The following is a 19743-nucleotide window of genomic DNA, read 5'->3' on the forward strand; positions in this document are numbered from 1 at the left end:
TATTGTGTCGATATGGTTTCCAGTTGGAATAATTACCTGACAATACCCTAACATACTCAGAATCTGAGACAACCCTCAGTCCGCTTATGGCACGAATTTTGCCGAAGACTAAATCGCTGAATTTCCCATGAGTAAAGGGCTGAGCGGGTGTTGAATTTTTCTGAGATTTTTGTCGCGCGGTCGGGAAATTTCGTCTGAATCGGAATGATTCAGACGAATATGACGGTGGAATTACAGTATAGATGTCAGGGAAATATTACGGGGAGAATAATGGGATTTATATTTTATTAATGATCGTTATTTTCACGCCCCTCTCTCCTGTGGGAAGAGGGGCAATAACCGTTAAAAATCCCAATCCTCGTCTTCGGTTTCCACCGCTTTGCCCATCACATACGACGAACCCGACCCGGAGAAGAAATCGTGGTTTTCATCGGCATTGGGTGAAAGCGCTGCAAGGATTGCCGGGTTCACGCCGGCCATATCTGGCGGGAACAACGCTTCATAACCGAGGTTCATCAGCGCCTTGTTGGCGTTGTAACAGAGGAAGGCTTTTACATCCTCTTCCCAGCCGGTTCCGGCGTACAACTCTTCGGTATAACGTAGCTCGTTATCATAGAGATCCATCAGCAAATCAAGCGCGAATCCTTTTAATTCCTCGCGCTTAGCCTCGCTAATTCTCTCCAGCCCTTTCTGATATTTATAGCCAATGTAATATCCGTGAACGGCTTCGTCGCGAATGATCAGGCGAATCAAATCTGCTGTGTTGGTGAGTTTGCCCCGGCTTGACCAGTACATCGGCAGCCAGAAGCCGGAATAGAACAGGAACGATTCCAGAAATACGCTGGCGATTTTCTTCTTCAGCGGTTCGTCGGCACGGTAATACTCCAGCACCAGCCGGGCTTTATGCTGTAGCGACTCGCTCGCTTCACTCCAGCTGTAGGCCTCATCCACATCTTTGGTCTGACACAATGTTGAAAAAATCGAGCTGTAGGAGCGGGCATGAACCGCCTCCATAAAGCTGATGTTCGACATCACAGCCTCTTCATGTGGCGTCAGCGCATCGGCCATCAGCGCGGGTGCGCCAGTGGTGTTCTGAATAGTGTCCAGCAGCGTCAGGCCGGTAAAGACGCGGATCGTCAGCTGCTGCTCTGCGTGGCTTAGCGTCTGCCAGGCGGGAATATCGTTAGAAAGAGGCACTTTCTCCGGCAGCCAGAAGTTGCTGGTCAGGCGGTTCCAGACCTCCAGGTCTTTGTCGTCCTGGATTTTGTTCCAGTTAACGGCGCTAACTCGCGACAGTTTCATCCTTTCTCCTTACAGCGCGCAGGACACGCAGCCTTCGATTTCGGTGCCTTCCAGCGCCAGCTGGCGCAGGCGAATGTAGTACAGCGTCTTGATGCCTTTCTTCCAGGCGTAAATTTGCGCCTTGTTGATATCACGCGTGGTGGCGGTATCCGGGAAGAACAGCGTCAGTGACAGCCCCTGATCCACGTGCTTTGTGGCCTCGGCGTAGGTATCGATAATTTTTTCCGGGCCAATTTCATAGGCATCCTGATACAACGCCAGGTTCTCGTTCGTCATAAACGGGGCAGGGTAGTAAACGCGCCCGGTTTTCCCTTCCTTGCGGATCTCAATTTTTGACACAATCGGGTGGATGCTCGAGGTGGCGTGATTGATATACGAGATAGACCCGGTTGGCGGTACGGCCTGTAAATTCTGGTTATAGATGCCATGGTGCATCACCTCATCGCGCAGCTGGTGCCACATTTCACGCGTGGGCAGGGTGATACTGGCGCGCTCAAATAGCGCGCGGACCTTTTCAGTTTTGGGTTGCCAGTCCCCTTCCAGATACTGACGGAAATACTCGCCGCTGGCATAGCGGGACTGCTCAAAGCCTGCAAAACGCTGGTTACGTTCGCGCGCCAGCAGCATAGAGGTATGCAGCGCGTGCCAGGTAATGGTGTAAAAATAGAGGTTGGTGAAATCCAGCCCTTCCGGGCTGCCATAGGCAATCCCTTCGCGTGCCAGATAACCGTGCAGGTTCATCTGCCCCAGGCCAATGGCGTGCGATGCAGCATTCCCCACCTCAATGGATGGCACGCTGCGGATGTGGCTCATGTCTGATACCGCCGTCAGGCCACGAATGGCGGTTTCCACCGTGCGGCCAAAGTCCGGGGAATCCATCGTGTGCGCGATATTCAGCGAGCCCAGGTTGCAGGAAATATCTTTTCCGGTCTGGTCGTAGTCCAGGTTTTCGTCATAGGTGGAGGCGCTGTTAACCTGCAGGATCTCCGAACACAGGTTGCTCATATTAATGCGCCCGGCAATCGGGTTGGCGCGGTTCACCGTGTCCTCGTACATGATGTACGGATAACCAGACTCAAACTGGATCTCTGCAAGCCGCTGGAAGAAGTCGCGGGCATTGATATAGTTTTTGCGGATGCGATCGTCGGCGACCAGCTCGTGATACAGCTCGCTAATGGCCACATCGCCAAAGGGCTTGCCGTAAATACGCTCAATGTCGTAGGGCGAGAACAGCGCCATCTCTGCATTCTCTTTGGCGAGCGTAAAGGTAATATCCGGGATAACGACCCCCAGCGAGAGGGTTTTGATACGGATTTTTTCGTCAGCGTTTTCCCGTTTGGTATCCAGAAACCGCAAAATATCCGGGTGGTGCGCGTGCAGATACACCGCCCCGGCACCCTGACGAGCGCCAAGCTGGTTCGCATAAGAGAAGGCATCTTCCAGCATTTTCATTACCGGGATCACGCCGGAGGACTGGTTTTCAATGCGTTTAATCGGGGCCCCTGCTTCACGCAGGTTAGAGAGCAGAAACGCCACACCGCCGCCGCGCTTTGAAAGCTGTAATGCCGAGTTCACTGCACGGCCAATGGACTCCATATTGTCTTCAATGCGCAGCAGGAAGCACGACACCAGCTCACCGCGCTGGGCTTTGCCGCAGGTCAGGAATGTCGGGGTGGCGGGCTGGAAACGGCCCGACAGGATTTCATCCGTCAGCTGTTCTGCCAGTTTTTCATCCCCCTGCGCCAGCGTCAGCGCCACCATGACGGCGCGATCTTCAAAGCTTTCCAGGTAGCGTTTGCCGTCGAACGTTTTCAGGGTATAGCTGGTGTAGTACTTCCACGCGCCAAGGAAGGTCTGGAAACGAAAGCCGCTGGCGTGGGCGCGTTCAAACAGCGTCACCACAAAGCCCCGGGCGTAACGGATAAGAACGCGCTCTTCGTAATAACCCTCTTTAACCAGATAGTCGAGACGCTCGTGCTGGCTGGAAAAGTGGACGCTGTTCGGGCGAACGTGGGCACTAAAAAAGGCGTCTACCGCCTCATGGTCTTTAGCAAACTGAATGCGCCCCTCGCTGTCGTAGAGGTTAAGCATGGCGTTTAATGCGTGGTAATCCGGCGTGGCCTGAATTACACGTTCTGCGGTTGTCGTTGCCAAAATTCGTTCACTCCTTTACGCACGTTCTCTACGTCCTGCTGTGTCCCCATCAGTTCGAAACGATAGAGATACGGCACGCCGCATTTTTGAGAGATGACATCACCGGCGCGGCCATACGCATCGCCAAAATTACGATTGCCTGCGGCAATCACACCGCGAATAAGCTGCCGGTTCCGTGGATCATTAAGAAAGCGGATCACCTGGCGAGGAACAGCCCCAGCCGTCCCACCACCGCCATAGCTCGGTACCACCAGGATGTAAGGTTCGTCTACCTGAATACGCTCCCGCTCATTGAGCGGAATACGTATCGCAGGCAGCCCGAGACGCTCGATAAATCTGAGCGTGTTTTCCGAGCTGCTGGAGAAGTAGACCAGCCCACTCATGCACTGGCGGCCTGAGCAGCGATCCGGTTAATCATGTCCGGGCGAAAGCCAGACCAGCTGGTTTCCCCGGCGACCACCACCGGTAGCTGGCGGAAGCCCTGCGCGCGCAGAGTGTCGGCAGCATCCGGGATCAGGTCGACATTCACCATCTCAAACTGGACGCCGCGGCTTTCCATTGCGCGTTTTGTGGCGTGGCACTGAACACAATCGTTACGAGTGTAAATAATAATGCTCATGATTCGTATTTCCACTTAAAATAGAGAGGCGGCGCGAATTGTCGCGTCAGGTTGTGTGTGTCCTGCTAAAAGGAATACTAGATGTAGTTATGAAAAGTTTCAACCATACAATATATGGGAAATTTCGATGAGTATCGCCACGATGATGAGCACAGCGGGGCAGGGCAGGCTGTACGGGATTTTCAGCCGATGGATAAAGAAAAACCCCGGTGCCAGTGACAAGCCGGGGCTGACGTACATCTCATGGTGGGTTACTTACGCAGGCTGAGCAGGGCGCCGACAAAAATCCCGACCGCCGCCACCGTGCCAAGCGCGCAGAGCGGTTTTTCACGGACGAAGGTATTGGCGCAGCTGACTGCGTCACAGGCGGCTTGCGTGGCACGAGAACGGCCATGCATTCTGGCGCGGGTTTCACGCAGCAGAGACTGAGCCTTACGTTTTGCGGCATCTGCTTCGTCCTTTGCATCTGAACCCCAGGATTTCAGCACTTCCTCCAGCGTGTCCGCTAATTGGCTGACATCATTACGAATATCCTGGGCGTCGTCGTTTATATCGTTTCGGTTCGGTCTGTTAAACATACGATCCTCCGTCATTTTGCATTCCCATTGAGTTTAGCCCAGGATTTTATTATCTGAAGCGAGTCACGACTTATCCGGCGGTTTATGGAATATTCTGAAAGCGCTGCTAATGCTGAATACTGTAAGGTTGCCGGGCAGGAAAAGATAACGAGGATTAAATATGTATTTACGACCCGATGAGGTGGCGCGCGTTCTTGAAAAAGCGGGATTTACCATGGACGAAGTGACATCAAAAGCCTATGGATATCGCCGCGGCGAGAATTATGTTTACGTCAACCGTGAAGCCAGAATGGGGCGCACCGCTCTCATTATTCACCCGACGCTGAAAGACAGAAGTCTCTCATTTGCTGAGCCTGCCTCGGATATAAAAACCTGCGATCACTACCAGCAATTCCCGCTCTATTTAGGCGGTGAAACGCATCAACATTATGGTATTCCGCATGGTTTCAGCTCTCGCATGGCGCTGGAGCGTTTTCTGAAAGGACTGTTCGGCGAACAGCAGTAAGCGTGCGACTGGCAATGCGCCAGTCGCGATACATCACGCCTTAGCCTGGCTGTACTGGCTGACTTTAAACAGTCGACGGCAATAGTCGAGAAAATAGCCGTACACCACACCCATCAACATCGACACCACGATGTTTGAACTTACCGCAGCGGCGATTTGATGCCAGTCTGCGCCCACGGTCAGCAAAATCGCGACATATACCGGTGACTGGAAAGTGACATAGGCCAGCACGTCGGCCAGGTTTTTCACCCAACCAGCCGGGCTGATGCGGCGGGCAACGCGCATGACGGCATCACGGTACAATCCGTAGGGCCATGCAATAATAATGTTCACCGGGATAGCCACCAGGCGAGAGGAAAGTGATTGCTCGAAGGACATTCCGGAGAGGAATATTTCGATCAGCATGTTCACGACGGAACAGTAGACAACCATCGCGAAGGTATCCGCTACCGCATGGCGCAGGCGAGACTGCGGTGAGAACATGTCTGAACTCCTTGAGAAGAACACGATAATGAGGCTTTACCCTTCAGCTTTAGTGCTTTAGGTTGGTTTGTTTGACGTGTATAGCGTATATCTCTGGTTTAAAACTAACAATTAGTGATTAATTTTTATTTATTGCCTTTTTGTCCACAAAATTCTCTGTAATTGTGTATTTGTTAATCGCCTCGCTGTTTTCTCTCTTTTGTTGTTTTATTTGATGTAAAATCAGTGTGTTATGTTAATTTTGCATGGGTTGGTTTTTGCCCCCGACGCGTGGTTCAGCATGGCATTCTTTAGTTTGTGTGAAAACCACCCATTCCATGATGATTGTTCTTAATTATTCATTTTGGTAGATAAAAACTCTGTTGATTAATGCCCTGTTTTATTCACGTTAAGTGCATAGTTATTCTTTTTTGTTTGCAGGGGGGCAACGCGATGAGATCTCTACGGTAACGCAGGCAGATTGTGTCCCTGAGATATAAGCCGTCTCTCCCTGGAAACATAACCGGTATCCAAAATTATATTTTTAAATATTTAAAATAAATGGTTTTAAGTTTCGATGGGTGGATATCGCAGGGGAAATGAATTATTCTGTCTGTTGATTTTTCGATTTATCACAAAGAAAAGGTTTTCAATTAATATGTCTTTGACGTTACAGAATCTTAATAATATCCGCACGCTTCGTGCAATGGCGCGTGAATTCTCTATTGAAGCGCTAGAAGAGATGCTGGAAAAAGTCAGGATCGTTACTGAAGAAAAACGTAACGAGCAGGCTGAATTCGAACAACAGCGCGCTGAACAGCAGGATAAAATTAATGCTCTGCTGGAACGAATGAAAGCTGACGGTATTTCTCCAGCCGATCTGCTGGGCTCTGAAGCGAGCAACGTGGGTCAACAGGCGAAAAAACGTAAAGCGCGTGAAGCAAAATATCGCTACATCGACGTTAACGGTGAAGAAAAAACCTGGACCGGTCAGGGCCGCACGCCAAAACCTATTGCGAGCGCACTGGCAAACGGTAAATCACTGGATGATTTCCTGATTTAACCCGTGTGCCGGGCGGAAGGCTCCGCCCGGCTGCGTTTTTTAGCAGACGCCGAAATCACCGTCTTCAGTATAAAGGGTGACATCAGCCGCCTTCAGCGTAAATTTCTCGCCTTGCTCATTGCTGGCTTGTACCGCCACGATGCTCTCGCCATTCACTTCGGTAACTTTTAGTTTTGGGCCGCCCATACGTGGTTGCACAAAATCGCCGACTGAAAACATAGTACCTCCTCATCATTGTTGTGTTCTTCACCTTAGCCCACGTCTTGCGCAGGGTACAGTGTATTCAACGGATTACTGCTTATGAGGTACGTCTGTTCCACGGCATTATTTTCAGCAGACGCGCCATTCCGCAAAAACCGCTCAGCCCGGCAAACAGCAACCCTGCGCCGACAAAACCGCTGAGCAGGAAAAAGCCGCTGGAGACGCTATAACCCAACACCACACCGCACAAAATCAACAGCCCGGCGGCAATTTGCACCTGGCGCATCAGCGGGAGTGGCTGTGATTTATCTTCAATGGTCAGCAGCCCGGCCTGTTTCCAGCCCTGAATTCCGCCTTCAACAACATACGCCTGCGCGGGTAAGGCCGCCTGCGCAAGACGGGCTGCATTGCCAGAGGTGCGTGCGCCCGACTGGCAGTGGAAGATAACCGTTTCACCCGGCTGGGTCTGAAGCCCGGCAGGGAGCGTATCCAGCGGAACGGAGCGGGCAGCTGGAATATGCTCCCGGGCATATTCATCGGTATCACGAATATCAATCAGTTTTGCGCCTTCAGCAATCAGCGCATTCGCCTGCTGGGGGGAGATAAGAGGAAGGGACATTAGCGGCTCCTTACGGGCAATAAAGGGTTTTTAGGGTGCTGATGAGCTGATTCACCGCATCGTTTTTAATGAAGTAAAGAATGCGCTGGGCATCGCGGGTGCTGTCGATCAGCCCTTCTTCACGCATTCGCGCCAGATGTTGCGAGGTGGCCGATGCGCTAAGCCCCGTGGCACGCGCCAGTTCGCCGGCACTGGTGCCCGGTGCACCGCACAGCGTGCACAGGATCAGCAGCCGGCGGGCGTTGCTCATCGCTTTCAGGAGTGCTGCGGCCTGCTCAGCGCTGGCCTGGAGTTGTTCGAGTTCAGTCATTTTACTTTAGAGTTTACTTAATTAAGTAAATGCTAAACTAAAGGAGAGGATTAAGCCAGTGTCAAAAGCGTAAAAGAGGGTAAAAGGCCAACGCAGAGAAGTCCCGCCCGCTAAACTGACTACGCTTAGAGGGTGTCCTCTTTTTATCTTTAATGAATTAGCTTGCACGGAGTTTGTATGGGTTTTTGGCGTATCGTTTTCACGATCATCCTGCCGCCACTGGGCGTGCTGCTGGGTAAAGGCTTCGGCTGGGCGTTTATTCTGAACATCATTCTGACGCTACTGGGTTACATTCCGGGTCTTATTCACGCGTTCTGGGTACAAACCCGCGATTAAGCGCGCCAGAGCAAATCACTGTATATCCCGGTCAGTACACCCTGGGGGCCAAACTGCTGTTTGATCCAGCGTGTGACCTGGCCGGTCGCTGCATGTTGTGTGGCAAGCAACATGCGCGAATCCTGGCGTGGGTTATTGATACGCCGCGTCACCAGCAACCCATCTTCTACCGCATCCCGCGCCATATATTCCGGTAAAAAACCAATCCCTTCGCCCAGGATCTGACACTGACATTTGGTGTTGAAGTCCGGCACCAGAATCGCCTCTTGCCCGTGCAGCAACCAGCCGACTTTTTTGTTAATGGTGTGCGCGGTGTCTTCTACCATGATATTCGGATACAGGCGCAACTGGCTTTCGGCTATCGGCTCAGGCGTGAACGCCAGCGGATGCTCCGGGGCAATCGCAAAGACCCAGCGGATCGCGCCAATTTCGGTGTAATCAATGCCGCCGCCATCGAGCAGCGTATCCGGCGCGCCAATCGCGATGTTGACCTGGTTATTAATGATGGAATCCCAGACGCCGTTGTACACCTCGGTAGTGACGGTTATCTGGCAGGTCGGGAACTGTTTTTTCAGCACCTGTAACAGCCTGGCGGTATGGCGCGGCGTATATAAAAGTTGGTTAATGCAGATGCGCACCCGCGCCTCGATACCCTGGGAAATGGTATCTATCCCGCGCTTAATGGCGTGAAAGTCGTTCAGCAGGTCGGTGGCTTTGCGGTAAAAATAAAAGCCGGATTCGGTAAGCTCAATGCTTCGCGTGTTACGCACAAACAGCACCACGTCCAGCCCGGTTTCCATGCGTTTGATGGTGTAGCTGATGGCCGATGTCGTCAGGCCTAGTTCTTCTGCCGCCTTGCTAAAGCTGCTGTAGCGCGCCGCCGTGGTGAAGGCCAGCAGGTTCTCTTCGGTAAAAATGGAATTCATCATCAGGCTCCAGGCAAACAGGCCATCGCGGCATTGTTGAATCTATTTGTAATCCCCTGCGGGAGCAACCAGTTTTGAACGAATTTTAACACTGACGTTACAACTGATTTGAACAGCATCACACTTCCTGTAATTTGTTGAGAGCCGCGCCCGGCAAGGGATTGCGAGACATAAGCAGAATGCTGTTTTCCGTCATCAAATGCAGGCAAACATAAGAAAAACATTGTACCGGCGCACGTTTTGGCTCAATTATTAATTTTTATTCAACAATCCGTCACATTCCGGTGAATGATATTTAAGCGGATTCTTTTCTGAAGGGGCTGTTGCTATTCTCAGAGCATCAGAAATGAAAACACCGGAGTCTGAATATGTCTGCAAATGAACTCGTTACTGAATTTCTGCTGGCGGCAGAACAAGGGAATATCGATGCACTAAAAGCCTGTCTGGATAAAGGTGTGGATATTAATGCCAGCAACCGACAGAAAAGAACCGCCGTTATTATTGCCAGCCTGAATAAACATTACGCCTGTGTGGAGCATTTAATTGCCGCCGGTGCAGATATCGATAAACAGGACCAAACCTGCTTTAACCCCTTCCTGATTAGCTGCCTGACCAACGATATAACCCTGTTGCGGATTGTGCTTCCGGCAAACCCTGACCTCGAAAGGCTGACCCGCTTTGGCGGCGTGGGCATCACGCCTGCCAGTGAAAAAGGACACGTAGAGATCGTACGCGAGCTGCTGGAAAAAACCGATATCAACGTCAATCACACCAACTTCGTGGGCTGGACGCCGTTGCTGGAAGCCATTGTCCTCAATGATGGCGGCGCGAAGCAGCAGGAGATTGTAACGCTGCTGCTGGATAACGGCGCCAATCCGCACATGACCGACAAATACGGTAAATCCCCGCTCGAGCTGGCGCGGGAAAAAGGTTTCCATGAAATCGCCGAATTGCTGCTGGCAGCTGGCGCGTAAATAACTCGGCCAGCCTGACCGGGCTGGCTACGAATAAACACAGCATTTTACCGTCGTGCTTTTTGCACGATGGCGGCCCCCTTTTATCCTCAAACAGGTGAAAATAATGCCAACGAAAATCGTGATAAAAAAGAACACCTATTTTGATTCCGTCTCATTAATGTCGGTTTCCACCAAAGCCAATAAATTGCCGGGCGTTGAGCAGGCATTTGTGGCTATGGCAACGGAAATGAATAAAGGCGTATTGAAAAACCTTGGGCTGTTAACGCCAGAATTAGCCGACGCTAAAAACGGCGACCTGATGATTGTCATTAAAGGCGATACGGCGAATGACGAAACGCTGGCGGCCATTGAAGCGCTGTTCACCCGCAAAGAGAGCGGCGGAAGCCATGAAGCACGCTACGCCACCATGGCCAGCGCCAAAACCCATCGTCCCGATGCAAATCTTGCGGTGATCTCGGTGAACGGCACCTTTGCCGCCCGCGAAGCGCGTCAGGCGCTGGAGAACGACCTCAACGTAATGCTTTTCTCCGACAACGTGAGCCTCGACGACGAGCTGGCACTGAAGCAGCTGGCTCACCAGAAAGGGCTGTTAATGATGGGGCCAGATTGCGGCACCGCCATTATTAACGGCGCGGCGCTGTGCTTTGGCAACGCGGTACGCCGTGGGCCGATTGGTATCGTCGGGGCGTCCGGCACCGGCAGCCAGGAGCTGAGCGTGCGCATTCATGAGTTTGGCGGCGGTGTGTCGCAGCTGATTGGGACCGGTGGCCGCGATCTGAGTGAAAAAATCGGCGGGCTGATGATGCTCGATGCCATCGACATGCTGGAAGCCGACGACGCCACGCAGGTGATTGCGCTGATTTCCAAGCCGCCTGCGCCTGCGGTGGCTGAAAAAGTGCTGGCCCGTGCGCGCGCCTGCCGTAAACCTGTGATCGCGTGCTTCCTCGGTCGCAACGCGCCGCCTGCTGATGAAGACGGATTGCAGTTTGCCCGTGGCACCAAGGAAGCTGCGCTGAAAGCGGTGCTGCTGACCGGCATCAAAAAAGAGTCTCTTGATCTGCACCCGCTCAACTGGCCGCTGATCGAAGAGGTGCGCGCCCGTCTGACCCCACAGCAAAAATACATTCGCGGTCTGTTCTGTGGCGGCACGCTGTGCGATGAAGCGATGTTCGCCGCGCTCGATAAATTCGACGACGTCTACAGCAACATTCAGCCCGATCCAGCGAAACGTCTCAGCGACATTAACGTCAGTAAAGCCCATACCTTCCTCGACTTTGGCGATGACGATTTCACCAACGGCAAACCGCACCCGATGATCGACCCGACCAACCGGATCAGCCGCCTGTTGCAGGAAGCGCGCGACCCGGAAGTGGGAGTGATCGTGATGGACTTTGTGCTGGGATTTGGCTCGCACGAAGATCCGGTAGGAGTGATGATCGACGCCATTAAAGAGGCACAGGCGATTGCGAAGGCCGACAACCGTCCGCTGGAGCTCCTCGGCTACGTGCTGGGTACTGACCAGGATGCACCGTCACTGGCTCAGCAGTGCCAGCTTCTGACCGATGCCGGCGTTATCTGGGCCAGCAGCAGCACCAATACCGGATTACTGGCACGTGAATTTGTCTGCAAAGGGGAGAAAGCATAATGACGACTTTATTTAATCAGCCGCTGAACGTAATTAACGTCGGCATTGCGATGTTCAGTGACGACCTCAAAAAGCAGCATATTCCCGTGACTCAGCTGGACTGGACACCGCCAGGGCAGGGCAATATGCAGGTGGTGGAAGCGCTTGATCAGCTGGCGGGCAAACCGCTGGCCGACAAAATTGCCGCCGCCAACAAAATAGCCCTTGAGCGCATTATTCAGTCACATCCAGTGCTGGTGGGCTACGACCAGGCGATTAACGTGGTGCCGGGCATGACCCGCACCACCATCCTGCACGCAGGCCCGCCGGTGGCGTGGGAGAACATGTGTGGGGCGATGAAAGGGGCGGTTACCGGCGCGCTGGTGTTTGAAGGGCTGGCGAAAAACCTGGAAGACGCGGCCAGGCTGGCGGCATCCGGCGATATCACCTTCTCGCCGTGCCACGAACATGACTGCGTTGGCTCCATGGCGGGTGTCACATCTGCCTCGATGTTCATGCACATCGTCGAAAACAAAACCTACGGCAACCGCGCGTTCACCAACTTAAGCGAGCAGATGGCGAAAATTCTGCGTATGGGTGCCAATGACCAGAGCGTGATTGACCGCCTGAACTGGATGCGTGACGTGCTGGGCCCGATGCTGCGCGATGCCATGAAAATCATCGGCGAAATTGACCTGCGCTTAATGCTGGCGCAGGCCCTGCACATGGGCGATGAGTGCCACAACCGTAACAACGCGGGCACCACGTTGCTTATCCAGGCGCTGACGCCGGGCCTTATTCAGGCGGGTTATCCGGTGGAACAACAGCGCGAAGTGTTCGAGTTTGTCGCCAGCAGTGACTACTTCTCTGGCCCAACGTGGATGGCGATGTGTAAAGCCGCGCTGGATGCCGCCTACGGCATTGAGTACAGCACCGTGGTGACCACCATGGCGCGTAACGGTTATGAGTTCGGCCTGCGCATTTCCGGCCTGCCGGGGCAGTGGTTCACCGGCCCGTCGCAGCAGGTAATTGGCCCAATGTTTGCGGGCTATAAACCGGAAGACTCCGGTCTGGATATCGGCGACAGCGCCATCACTGAAACCTACGGTATCGGCGGTTTTGCGATGGCAACGGCCCCGGCGATTGTGGCGCTGGTGGGCGGCACAGTGGATGAAGCCATCGATTTCTCCCGCCAGATGCGTGAAATCACGCTCGGCGAAAACCCGAACGTCACCATTCCGCTGCTCTCGTTTATGGGCATCCCGACCGCCATCGACATCACCAAAGTCGCGGGCAGCGGCATTTTGCCGGTGATCAATACCGCCATCGCCCACAAAGATGCGGGCATCGGCATGATTGGGGCGGGTATCGTTCACCCGCCATTTAGCTGTTTTGAAAAGGCGCTGTTGACCTTCCGCGATCGCTACTTTTTATAAGGCATGCATCCATGAAAAACATGAAACTGGAGTGGAAAAGAGGTGACTGGGCGGCATATTTCGGGCTGATGACTAACAACCTGACCAATTTGTTGACCATGATGGGGTTGCTCATTTTTGTCGTTGGCATCCCGAAAGAGATTGTTTATGGACGCATCGCGCCAGCCTTCGGGCTGGCGGTACTGGTCGCGAGCATTTGCTATGCGTGGTTTGGCCTGCAAATGGCGCGCCAGACCGGGCGTAACGACGTTACCGCGCTGCCGTCCGGCCCGAGTGCACCTTCTATTTTTACCGTGACCTTCCTGGTGCTGATGCCGGTCTACCAGCAAACCGGCGATGCGGATTTTGCCATCCAGATTGGTCTGGTGTGGTGCTTCGTGGAAGCGATGATCCTGGCGGGCGGTTCGTTTTTAGGGGAAACCATCCGCAAGATGATCCCGCGCACCGTGCTGCTGTCGTGCCTGTCCGGGCTGGGTCTGCTGCTGCTGGCGATGAACCCGATGCTTCAGGCCTTCGAAGCGCCGACCGTATCGTTCATCGTGCTGCTGCTGATCTTCATTAACTGGTTTGGCAAAAAGCCGATCTTCGCCAAAATCCCGACCGGCCTGCTGCTGTTGATTGCCGGTACGGCTCTGGCGTGGATCTCCGGCCTGCAAAGCCCGGAGGCGATTAAAGCATCTATGTCGTCGTTTGGCTTTAACCCGCCACAAGTGCATGTGGAAGGCTTCCTGCAAGGGCTGCCGCACGCGCTGCCGTACCTGGCATCAGCGGTTCCTCTTGGGCTGGCGAACTACATCTTTGACCTTGAGAACATCGAAAGCGCCCACGCGGCGGGGGATGAATACCCGACCCGTAAGGTGATGCTGGCGAACGGTCTGGCGTCGATGCTGGGCTGCCTGATGGGCAACCCATTCCCGGTGACGGTCTACGTGGGCCATGCGGGCTGGAAAGCCATGGGGGCAAGCATCGGCTACACGCTGGCGTCCGGTGTGACCATGTTCATCGTACCGCTGTTCGGGCTGGGGGCGTTTATGCTCGCCATCATTCCGATGACTGCCATCGTGCCGATTCTGGTGTTTATCGGCGTGGTGACTGCCAACCAGGTGGTGAGGGAAACGCCCAAAGTGGAGGTGCCCGTTATCTTCATCTGCCTGTTCCCGTGGATCGCCAACTGGGCGCTGACCATGATGAACAGCGTGATGGGGGCTGCGGGTACTAATGCGGCGAAAATCGGTACCGATGTGCTGCACAGCAAGGGCATCTACTACGAAGGGCTGATGCATCTGGGCAATGGCGCTCCGCTCGCCAGTATGTTGTGGGGCTGTATCGCCATCTTCTCCATCATCAATAAACCGCTGCGTGGTGCAATTGCTGCCGCTGTCGGGGCGTTGCTGGCACTGTTTGGTGTGATCCACGCGCCGGTGGTCGGCTTTGCCGAAGGCAGTTCGCTGATGTTCGTCACTGCGTATCTGATGATGGGTGGCATGTTTGTGGTGAAGCATGTGCTTGATAGCCGTGAAGTGGCGAGCGCTGCGGCACCGGTTTCTGAATCCTGATAATGCCGTACCTTCCCCCTCTCCCTGTGGGAGAGGGCCGGGGTGAGGGCACCAGATCGCACCTTCTCAAAGGAACAAAAATGAAAGAGCTCATGGTCGTTGCCATTGGCGGCAACAGCATTATCAAAGATAACGCCAGCCAGTCGATTGAACATCAGGCGCAGGCGGTTAAAGCCGTTGCGGAGTCGGTGCTGGAGATGCTGGCATCCGATTATGACATTGTGCTCACCCACGGTAATGGCCCGCAGGTGGGGCTGGATCTGCGCCGGGCGGAAATCGCCCACGAGCGCGAAGGGTTACCGCTGACCCCGCTGGCGAATTGCGTGGCGGATACCCAGGGCGGGATCGGCTACCTGATCCAGCAGGCGTTAAACAACCGCCTTGCCGCACGCGGCGAGAAAAAGGCGGTGACCGTGGTGACGCAGGTGGAGGTGGATAAAAACGATGCAGGCTTTACCCATCCTACAAAGCCAATCGGTGCGTTCTTCAGCGAAGCACAACGCGATGCGTTACAGCTTGCGCACCCGGACTGGCATTTTGTGGAGGACTCTGGCCGGGGCTATCGTCGCGTAGTGGCCTCACCGCAGCCATTAAGTATTGTTGAAGCCGATGCCATCAAAACGCTGACGCAAAAGGGATTTGTGGTGATCGGCGCCGGTGGTGGCGGTATTCCGGTTGTCCGTACTGAGCAGGGGGATTACCAGAGCGTGGATGCGGTGATCGATAAAGATCTCTCCACCGCGCTGCTGGCGCGCGAGATCGGCGCGGATGTGCTGGTTATCACCACTGGGGTGGAAAAAGTGTGCGTGAACTTCGGTAAGCCGACTCAGCAGGCGCTGGATACGGTGAACGTGGCGCAGATGACACGCTTTATGCAGGAGGGGCACTTCCCGGCGGGCAGCATGCTGCCAAAAATCGTCGCCTCACTGGAATTCCTGCACCACGGCGGCAAGCGGGTGGTGATCACCTCGCCGGACTGCCTGCCAGCGGCGTTGCGCGGTGAAACCGGCACCCACATTGTGAATGCATAAGCAAAAGGAAGAAAAGATGAGTGAGAATAAAAGCCGCCGTGAATTTATCAGCCAGAGCGGCAAAATGGTCACTGCCTGCGCGCTGTTTGGTGCTACCGGCTCTGTCGCGTATGCTGCGGATCCCGCGAAGCAAATCTGTGAGACAGGCAAACCCATGAGCATCACCGCAAAACATTACTATCTGGATAACGTCCTGCTGGAAGCCGGGTTCAATTTCGACGGCAGCGTCGCGACCAGCACCCGCACCGAGCTGAAAACGCTGGAAATCAAAGACGGGAAGATAGTCGCCCTGCGGGATAACAAAAGCCACGCCGATGCCACGCTGCCGCACTACGATGCGGGCAGCAAGCTGATGCTTCCGGCGATGCGGGACATGCACATCCATCTGGATAAAACCTTTTACGGCGGTCCGTGGCGTTCGCTGAATCGCCCGGCCGGGACAACCATCCAGGACATGATCCGCCTGGAGCAGAAGCTGTTGCCGGAGCTGCAACCCTATACCCAGGAGCGAGCGGAAAAACTGATCGACCTGATCCAGTCGAAAGGCTCCACCATTGCCCGCAGCCACTGCAATATTGAGCCGGTGTCCGGCCTGAAAAATCTGGAAAACCTGCAAGCCGTATTATCCCGGCGCAAGCCCGGTTTCGACTGCGAAATTGTCGCCTTCCCGCAGCATGGTTTGCTGTTATCCCATTCCGAAAAGCTGATGCGCGAAGCGATGCAAGCCGGGGCGCACTACGTCGGCGGGCTTGATCCTACCAATGTGGATGGGGCGATGGAAAAATCCCTCGACACCATGTTCCAGATTGCACTGGACTACAACAAAGGGGTGGATATTCACCTGCACGAAACCAGCCCGGCGGGCGTGGCGGCGGTGAATTACATGGTCGAAACCGTGGAGAAAACGCCTGAGCTGAAGGGCAAGCTGACCATCAGCCACGCCTTCGCGCTGGCCACGCTCAACGAGCAGCAGGTGGATGAGATTGCCACCCGCATGGCGGCGCAGCAGGTGACCATTGCCTCTACCGTGCCGATTGGCACCCTGCACATGCCGCTGAAGCAGCTGCGTGATAAGGGCGTGTTTGTGATGACGGGCACCGACAGCGTGATCGACCACTGGTCGCCGTACGGCCTGGGCGATATGCTGGAAAAAGCTAACCTTTATGCCCAGCTGTATATTCGCCCGAACGAGCAAACCCTTTCCCGCGCACTGGGTATCGCCACAGGTGACGTGCTGCCGCTCAACGACAAAGGCGAGCGCGTGTGGCCAAAAGCGCAGGACGATGCCAGTTTTGTGCTGGTGGATGCCTCCTGTTCCGCCGAAGCCGTAGCGCGCATTTCTCCGCGTACCGCAACGTTCCATAACGGTAATCTGGTCTGGGGATCAGTGGGCTAATGTGGTGCCGGGTGGCGCTTACCCGGCCTACGGTTCGGAGATTTTATAGGTCGGGTAAGGCGAAGCCGCCACCCGACAATGCAGTATACTGCTATGCACATTCTTAAAGAGGGATGTGCCGCGTGGCGCGCGAGATGGGCGCTTCTGAGGTCACCGGGGTTGATATCTCCGAAAAGATGCTCGTTCGCGCGACAGAGCTCACAAATGATACCCGGATCCACTATCAACGCAGCGATCTGGAGTCTCTGGCGCTCCAGGAGAATAGCCTCGACCTGGTTTACAGCTCGCTGGCGCTACACTACCTGCCAGGGCTGGCTGACCGACGACAACGGCCAGCGTTTCTGGGGCGTGAATCACTATCAGGAAGAGGGGCAGCGCGTAAGCAACTGGCTGGCAGAAGGGGTGATTAAATACCACCGCCCGCTCGGCAGCTTATCAGGGCGGGTTTAACGATAAACGAAGTCAATGAATGGGAGCCAACACAGGCACAGATTGATGCCTGGCCTGCGCTGGCCGAAGAGGCTGAACGCCCGATGCTGGTGTTGATTTCAGCCCGTAAGGCTTAATAACCCACCTTATACACCCGCCCACTCTGCACGCCTTCCACACTGCGGCGATAGGCCTGGGCCACGGTCGCCGCTGGCACACTTTCAAAGCCGGGGAAGAAACCATCGTACGCTTCGGCGGATTCGGTAAGCACCGTCGGGCTAATCAGGTTGATACGAATACCGCGCGGCAGTTCACAGGCCGCCGCGCGGACAAACCCTTCCAGCGCAGCATTCACCGTGGTGGCATTTACCCCCTGAGCAATCGGTTCGTGCGCCACAATGCCGCTAATCAGGGTGATCGAGCCGCCCTCGTTCAGGTAGTGCTGGCCGGTCAGCGCCAGGCGCACCTGCCCCAGAAGCTTGTCCTGCAAGCCCTGGTTGAAATCGCTGTCTTTCATCGTGGCGAGCGGGCCAAAGAACAGGCCGCCGCTGGCCGAGACAATGGCATCCACCGGGCCGATTTTTTCAAACAGCGCCTGCACGCTCTCCTGTGAGGTGATATCCACCTGATAATCACCCTGCGTACGCCCCACGCGGATAACCTCATGGCGACGACTTAACTCTTCCGTTACTGCACGGCCAACCGTACCGCTGGCACCAATAATGACGATTTTCATAGCAGACTCCTTTATGTTGTGAGCCCTCATTCTTTAATAAATAAAAAGTCAGATAAACTGGGATAAAGTTAGATGATTACTAACCAGAGGTTTGCAATATGGATAAGCTTCGCGGCATGGAGACGTTTATCGCCGTGGTAGAGAGCGGCAGTTTCACCCTTGCCGCATCGCGGCTTGAGATGTCGGCGGTGATGGTCGGGAAGTACATTGCGTTGCTGGAGTCTCAGCTGGGTACTCGCCTGCTGGAGCGAAACACGCGCCGCCAGAGCCTGACTGACGCCGGACGAGTCTATTTCGACGAAGCCAGGCGGGTGCTGGAGCAGGTGTCGGTGGCTGAACGCGCCGTTGAACGGCTGCGCGCGACGCCTGCCGGAACCTTGCGGGTATCCGCGCCCACGTCGTTCGGTGGCTGCGTGATTGCCCAGCTCACCGCCACGTTTTTACAGCGCTACCCGGAAGTGCGGGTCGAGCTGGATCTGACTAACCGGATGGTGGATCTGGTGGATGAAGGCGTTGATCTGGCCATTCGTATTGGCGACATCCATCACGACGATCTGGTGGCGAAATATCTCTGCCCGTACCGGATGGTGATTTGCGCCGCGCCGGAGTATCTGGCCCGTCACGGCACACCGCAAACGCCCGCCGACCTGGTAGATCATCTGTGTCTGTCGCACACGGTCTGGACCGCACGCAACGAGTGGCGGCTGCCGGGCGTGGAAGGGGAAGTGCGCTGGAAGCGCGATGCTATCTTAAGATGTAACGACGGCTACGGACTGCGCATGGCGGCAAGAGCGGGGGCGGGGTTACTGCTGCAACCGGAAGTGCTGGTGGCGGAAGAGCTGGCGAGCGGCAGGCTGGTGCGGGTGCTTGAGGATTACACCCCGGAGCCGAGGCCGGTACATCTGCTTTGGCGGCAGGATTTACGCCCGCTGCCAAAGCTTACGCAGTTTATTGCGCATATTATGCAGGCATTGCCTGTTGATGCTGCGCTTACTGGGTCTACATAACTGTCAGAAACGATAACCCACGGCCACGTTAAAGCCGTTAATCCACATAATAATGCTCATCCCGATCGCCGCTCATATGGATACTCCATGTCAGGTGAATCGGTCATGTTAATTCGGGCACAGCCCGGTCGGGGCTTTAAGCGGCCCGCACTCATCGTAGCCGTAGACCGTATAGCCTTTCGCTTTCATGCAGCTTGAGATTTTCTCTTCTCTGGCAACCACTTCCTGAAGCGTTTGGCCCTGACGGGCGCTGCCGCCGTTATAGCTGCCGTCGTCCAGATTGGCCGTTCTCTCTACGCCGCAGTTATAGAGGTCTTCTTTGCGCTGAGCGGTGTCGGTACGCCCGGTTTTATCCAGCTTCTGGAAGGTCTGGGCGTATTTCACATACTGGTAATCGGTTGAGTCCATATTGCCCACCACGCAGCCGGTGAGCAGGAAGGGCAAAAGAACAAGCAGACTTTTTTTCATGGTTCGCT

22 protein-coding genes and 1 pseudogene are annotated in these 19743 nt (G+C 54.8%); 11 read left to right on the top strand and 12 right to left on the bottom strand.

What is annotated here, in order from left to right:
* Nucleotides 1–342: 342 nt before the first annotated feature.
* The 5 genes from nrdF to ACS603_RS07900 all read right to left on the bottom strand — a co-directional run bounded on the left by nrdF (nucleotide 343) and on the right by ACS603_RS07900 (nucleotide 4653).
* On the bottom strand, nucleotides 343–1302 hold the full coding sequence (gene nrdF / locus ACS603_RS07880; protein ID WP_315686567.1) for a class 1b ribonucleoside-diphosphate reductase subunit beta: 960 nt from the start codon (nucleotides 1300–1302) through the stop codon (nucleotides 343–345).
* Between the two features lie 9 nt (nucleotides 1303–1311).
* The gene (gene nrdE, locus ACS603_RS07885; protein ID WP_474944063.1) at nucleotides 1312–3456 is read right to left on the bottom strand and encodes a class 1b ribonucleoside-diphosphate reductase subunit alpha; all 2145 of its coding nucleotides are present in this window, start codon (nucleotides 3454–3456) and stop codon (nucleotides 1312–1314) included.
* Nucleotides 3429–3839 carry a class Ib ribonucleoside-diphosphate reductase assembly flavoprotein NrdI gene (gene nrdI / locus ACS603_RS07890; protein ID WP_182062180.1) on the bottom strand — a complete coding sequence of 137 codons (411 nt, stop codon included), beginning with the start codon at nucleotides 3837–3839 and terminating at the stop codon, nucleotides 3429–3431. Before nrdI ends, nrdE begins: the two co-directional genes overlap by 28 nt.
* Nucleotides 3836–4075 (bottom strand): glutaredoxin-like protein NrdH, encoded by a 240-nt coding sequence (nrdH, locus tag ACS603_RS07895; RefSeq protein ID WP_474944064.1) that lies wholly within the window; start codon nucleotides 4073–4075, stop codon nucleotides 3836–3838. The genes nrdI and nrdH overlap by 4 nt, the downstream gene beginning before the upstream one ends.
* A 251-nt stretch (nucleotides 4076–4326) precedes the next feature.
* On the bottom strand, nucleotides 4327–4653 hold the full coding sequence (locus ACS603_RS07900) for an ElaB/YgaM/YqjD family protein (RefSeq protein WP_010434339.1): 327 nt from the start codon (nucleotides 4651–4653) through the stop codon (nucleotides 4327–4329).
* A 160-nt stretch (nucleotides 4654–4813) separates the two neighbouring features.
* On the opposite strand from ACS603_RS07900, the gene ACS603_RS07905 reads away from it, so the two are divergent.
* Nucleotides 4814–5158: a DUF2002 family protein gene (locus ACS603_RS07905; RefSeq protein ID WP_182062179.1), complete on the top strand. Its 345-nt coding sequence runs from the start codon at nucleotides 4814–4816 to the stop codon at nucleotides 5156–5158.
* Nucleotides 5159–5191: 33 nt separating this feature from the next.
* On the opposite strand, the gene alaE is transcribed toward ACS603_RS07905, so the two are convergent.
* On the bottom strand, nucleotides 5192–5641 hold the full coding sequence (alaE, locus tag ACS603_RS07910) for an L-alanine exporter AlaE (protein ID WP_474944065.1): 450 nt from the start codon (nucleotides 5639–5641) through the stop codon (nucleotides 5192–5194).
* Nucleotides 5642–6278: 637 nt separating this feature from the next.
* On the opposite strand from alaE, the gene stpA reads away from it, so the two are divergent.
* On the top strand, nucleotides 6279–6683 hold the full coding sequence (gene stpA, locus ACS603_RS07915) for a DNA-binding protein StpA (RefSeq protein ID WP_182062177.1): 405 nt from the start codon (nucleotides 6279–6281) through the stop codon (nucleotides 6681–6683).
* 39 nt (nucleotides 6684–6722) lie between these two features.
* On the opposite strand, the gene ACS603_RS07920 is transcribed toward stpA, so the two are convergent.
* The 3 genes from ACS603_RS07920 to ACS603_RS07930 form a co-directional block, all read right to left on the bottom strand.
* On the bottom strand, nucleotides 6723–6902 hold the full coding sequence (locus ACS603_RS07920) for a YodC family protein (RefSeq protein WP_182062176.1): 180 nt from the start codon (nucleotides 6900–6902) through the stop codon (nucleotides 6723–6725).
* 79 nt (nucleotides 6903–6981) lie between these two features.
* Nucleotides 6982–7503: a rhodanese family protein gene (locus tag ACS603_RS07925; RefSeq protein ID WP_474944066.1), complete on the bottom strand. Its 522-nt coding sequence runs from the start codon at nucleotides 7501–7503 to the stop codon at nucleotides 6982–6984.
* 10 nt (nucleotides 7504–7513) lie between these two features.
* Nucleotides 7514–7813, bottom strand: coding sequence for an ArsR/SmtB family transcription factor (locus ACS603_RS07930; RefSeq protein WP_014071463.1), 300 nt, complete (start codon nucleotides 7811–7813; stop codon nucleotides 7514–7516).
* 177 nt (nucleotides 7814–7990) lie between these two features.
* On the opposite strand from ACS603_RS07930, the gene ACS603_RS07935 reads away from it, so the two are divergent.
* The gene (locus tag ACS603_RS07935; RefSeq protein ID WP_002903230.1) at nucleotides 7991–8149 is read left to right on the top strand and encodes a YqaE/Pmp3 family membrane protein; all 159 of its coding nucleotides are present in this window, start codon (nucleotides 7991–7993) and stop codon (nucleotides 8147–8149) included.
* Here ACS603_RS07935 and ACS603_RS07940 read toward each other — a convergent pair.
* Nucleotides 8146–9075: a LysR substrate-binding domain-containing protein gene (locus tag ACS603_RS07940; RefSeq protein ID WP_182063456.1), complete on the bottom strand. Its 930-nt coding sequence runs from the start codon at nucleotides 9073–9075 to the stop codon at nucleotides 8146–8148. The two genes, ACS603_RS07935 and ACS603_RS07940, sit on opposite strands and share 4 nt — an antisense overlap.
* A gap of 368 nt (nucleotides 9076–9443) precedes the next feature.
* On the opposite strand from ACS603_RS07940, the gene ACS603_RS07945 reads away from it, so the two are divergent.
* The 7 genes and pseudogenes from ACS603_RS07945 to ACS603_RS07975 all read left to right on the top strand — a co-directional run.
* Nucleotides 9444–10049 carry an ankyrin repeat domain-containing protein gene (locus tag ACS603_RS07945; RefSeq protein ID WP_182062174.1) on the top strand — a complete coding sequence of 202 codons (606 nt, stop codon included), beginning with the start codon at nucleotides 9444–9446 and terminating at the stop codon, nucleotides 10047–10049.
* A gap of 106 nt (nucleotides 10050–10155) precedes the next feature.
* The gene (gene fdrA, locus ACS603_RS07950; protein WP_474944067.1) at nucleotides 10156–11697 is read left to right on the top strand and encodes an acyl-CoA synthetase FdrA; all 1542 of its coding nucleotides are present in this window, start codon (nucleotides 10156–10158) and stop codon (nucleotides 11695–11697) included.
* Nucleotides 11697–13112: a YlbE family protein gene (locus ACS603_RS07955; protein WP_474944068.1), complete on the top strand. Its 1416-nt coding sequence runs from the start codon at nucleotides 11697–11699 to the stop codon at nucleotides 13110–13112. Before fdrA ends, ACS603_RS07955 begins: the two co-directional genes overlap by 1 nt.
* 11 nt (nucleotides 13113–13123) lie before the next feature.
* Nucleotides 13124–14668, top strand: coding sequence for a xanthine permease (locus tag ACS603_RS07960; protein WP_182062171.1), 1545 nt, complete (start codon nucleotides 13124–13126; stop codon nucleotides 14666–14668).
* Nucleotides 14669–14748: 80 nt separating this feature from the next.
* Entirely contained in the window at nucleotides 14749–15699 is a 951-nt protein-coding gene (locus ACS603_RS07965) for a carbamate kinase family protein (RefSeq protein WP_315686557.1), read from the top strand.
* A gap of 16 nt (nucleotides 15700–15715) precedes the next feature.
* On the top strand, nucleotides 15716–17095 hold the full coding sequence (locus ACS603_RS07970) for an amidohydrolase family protein (protein ID WP_182062169.1): 1380 nt from the start codon (nucleotides 15716–15718) through the stop codon (nucleotides 17093–17095).
* A gap of 116 nt (nucleotides 17096–17211) precedes the next feature.
* Nucleotides 17212–17661 (top strand): annotated as a pseudogene (locus ACS603_RS07975) (class I SAM-dependent methyltransferase); the annotation flags it as partial.
* Here ACS603_RS07975 and ACS603_RS07980 read toward each other — a convergent pair.
* Nucleotides 17658–18260, bottom strand: coding sequence for a short chain dehydrogenase (locus ACS603_RS07980; RefSeq protein WP_182062167.1), 603 nt, complete (start codon nucleotides 18258–18260; stop codon nucleotides 17658–17660). The pseudogene ACS603_RS07975 and the gene ACS603_RS07980 sit on opposite strands and share 4 nt — an antisense overlap.
* Nucleotides 18261–18358: 98 nt before the next feature.
* Here ACS603_RS07980 and ACS603_RS07985 point away from each other — a divergent pair, with 98 nt between their 5' ends.
* Nucleotides 18359–19267, top strand: coding sequence for a LysR substrate-binding domain-containing protein (locus ACS603_RS07985; RefSeq protein WP_474944069.1), 909 nt, complete (start codon nucleotides 18359–18361; stop codon nucleotides 19265–19267).
* Between the two features lie 108 nt (nucleotides 19268–19375).
* Here ACS603_RS07985 and ACS603_RS07990 read toward each other — a convergent pair whose 3' ends face one another.
* On the bottom strand, nucleotides 19376–19735 hold the full coding sequence (locus ACS603_RS07990; protein ID WP_315686554.1) for a hypothetical protein: 360 nt from the start codon (nucleotides 19733–19735) through the stop codon (nucleotides 19376–19378).
* Nucleotides 19736–19743: the final 8 nt, after the last annotated feature.

This window comes from Enterobacter sp. Li2LvB3, from assembly GCF_056156645.1.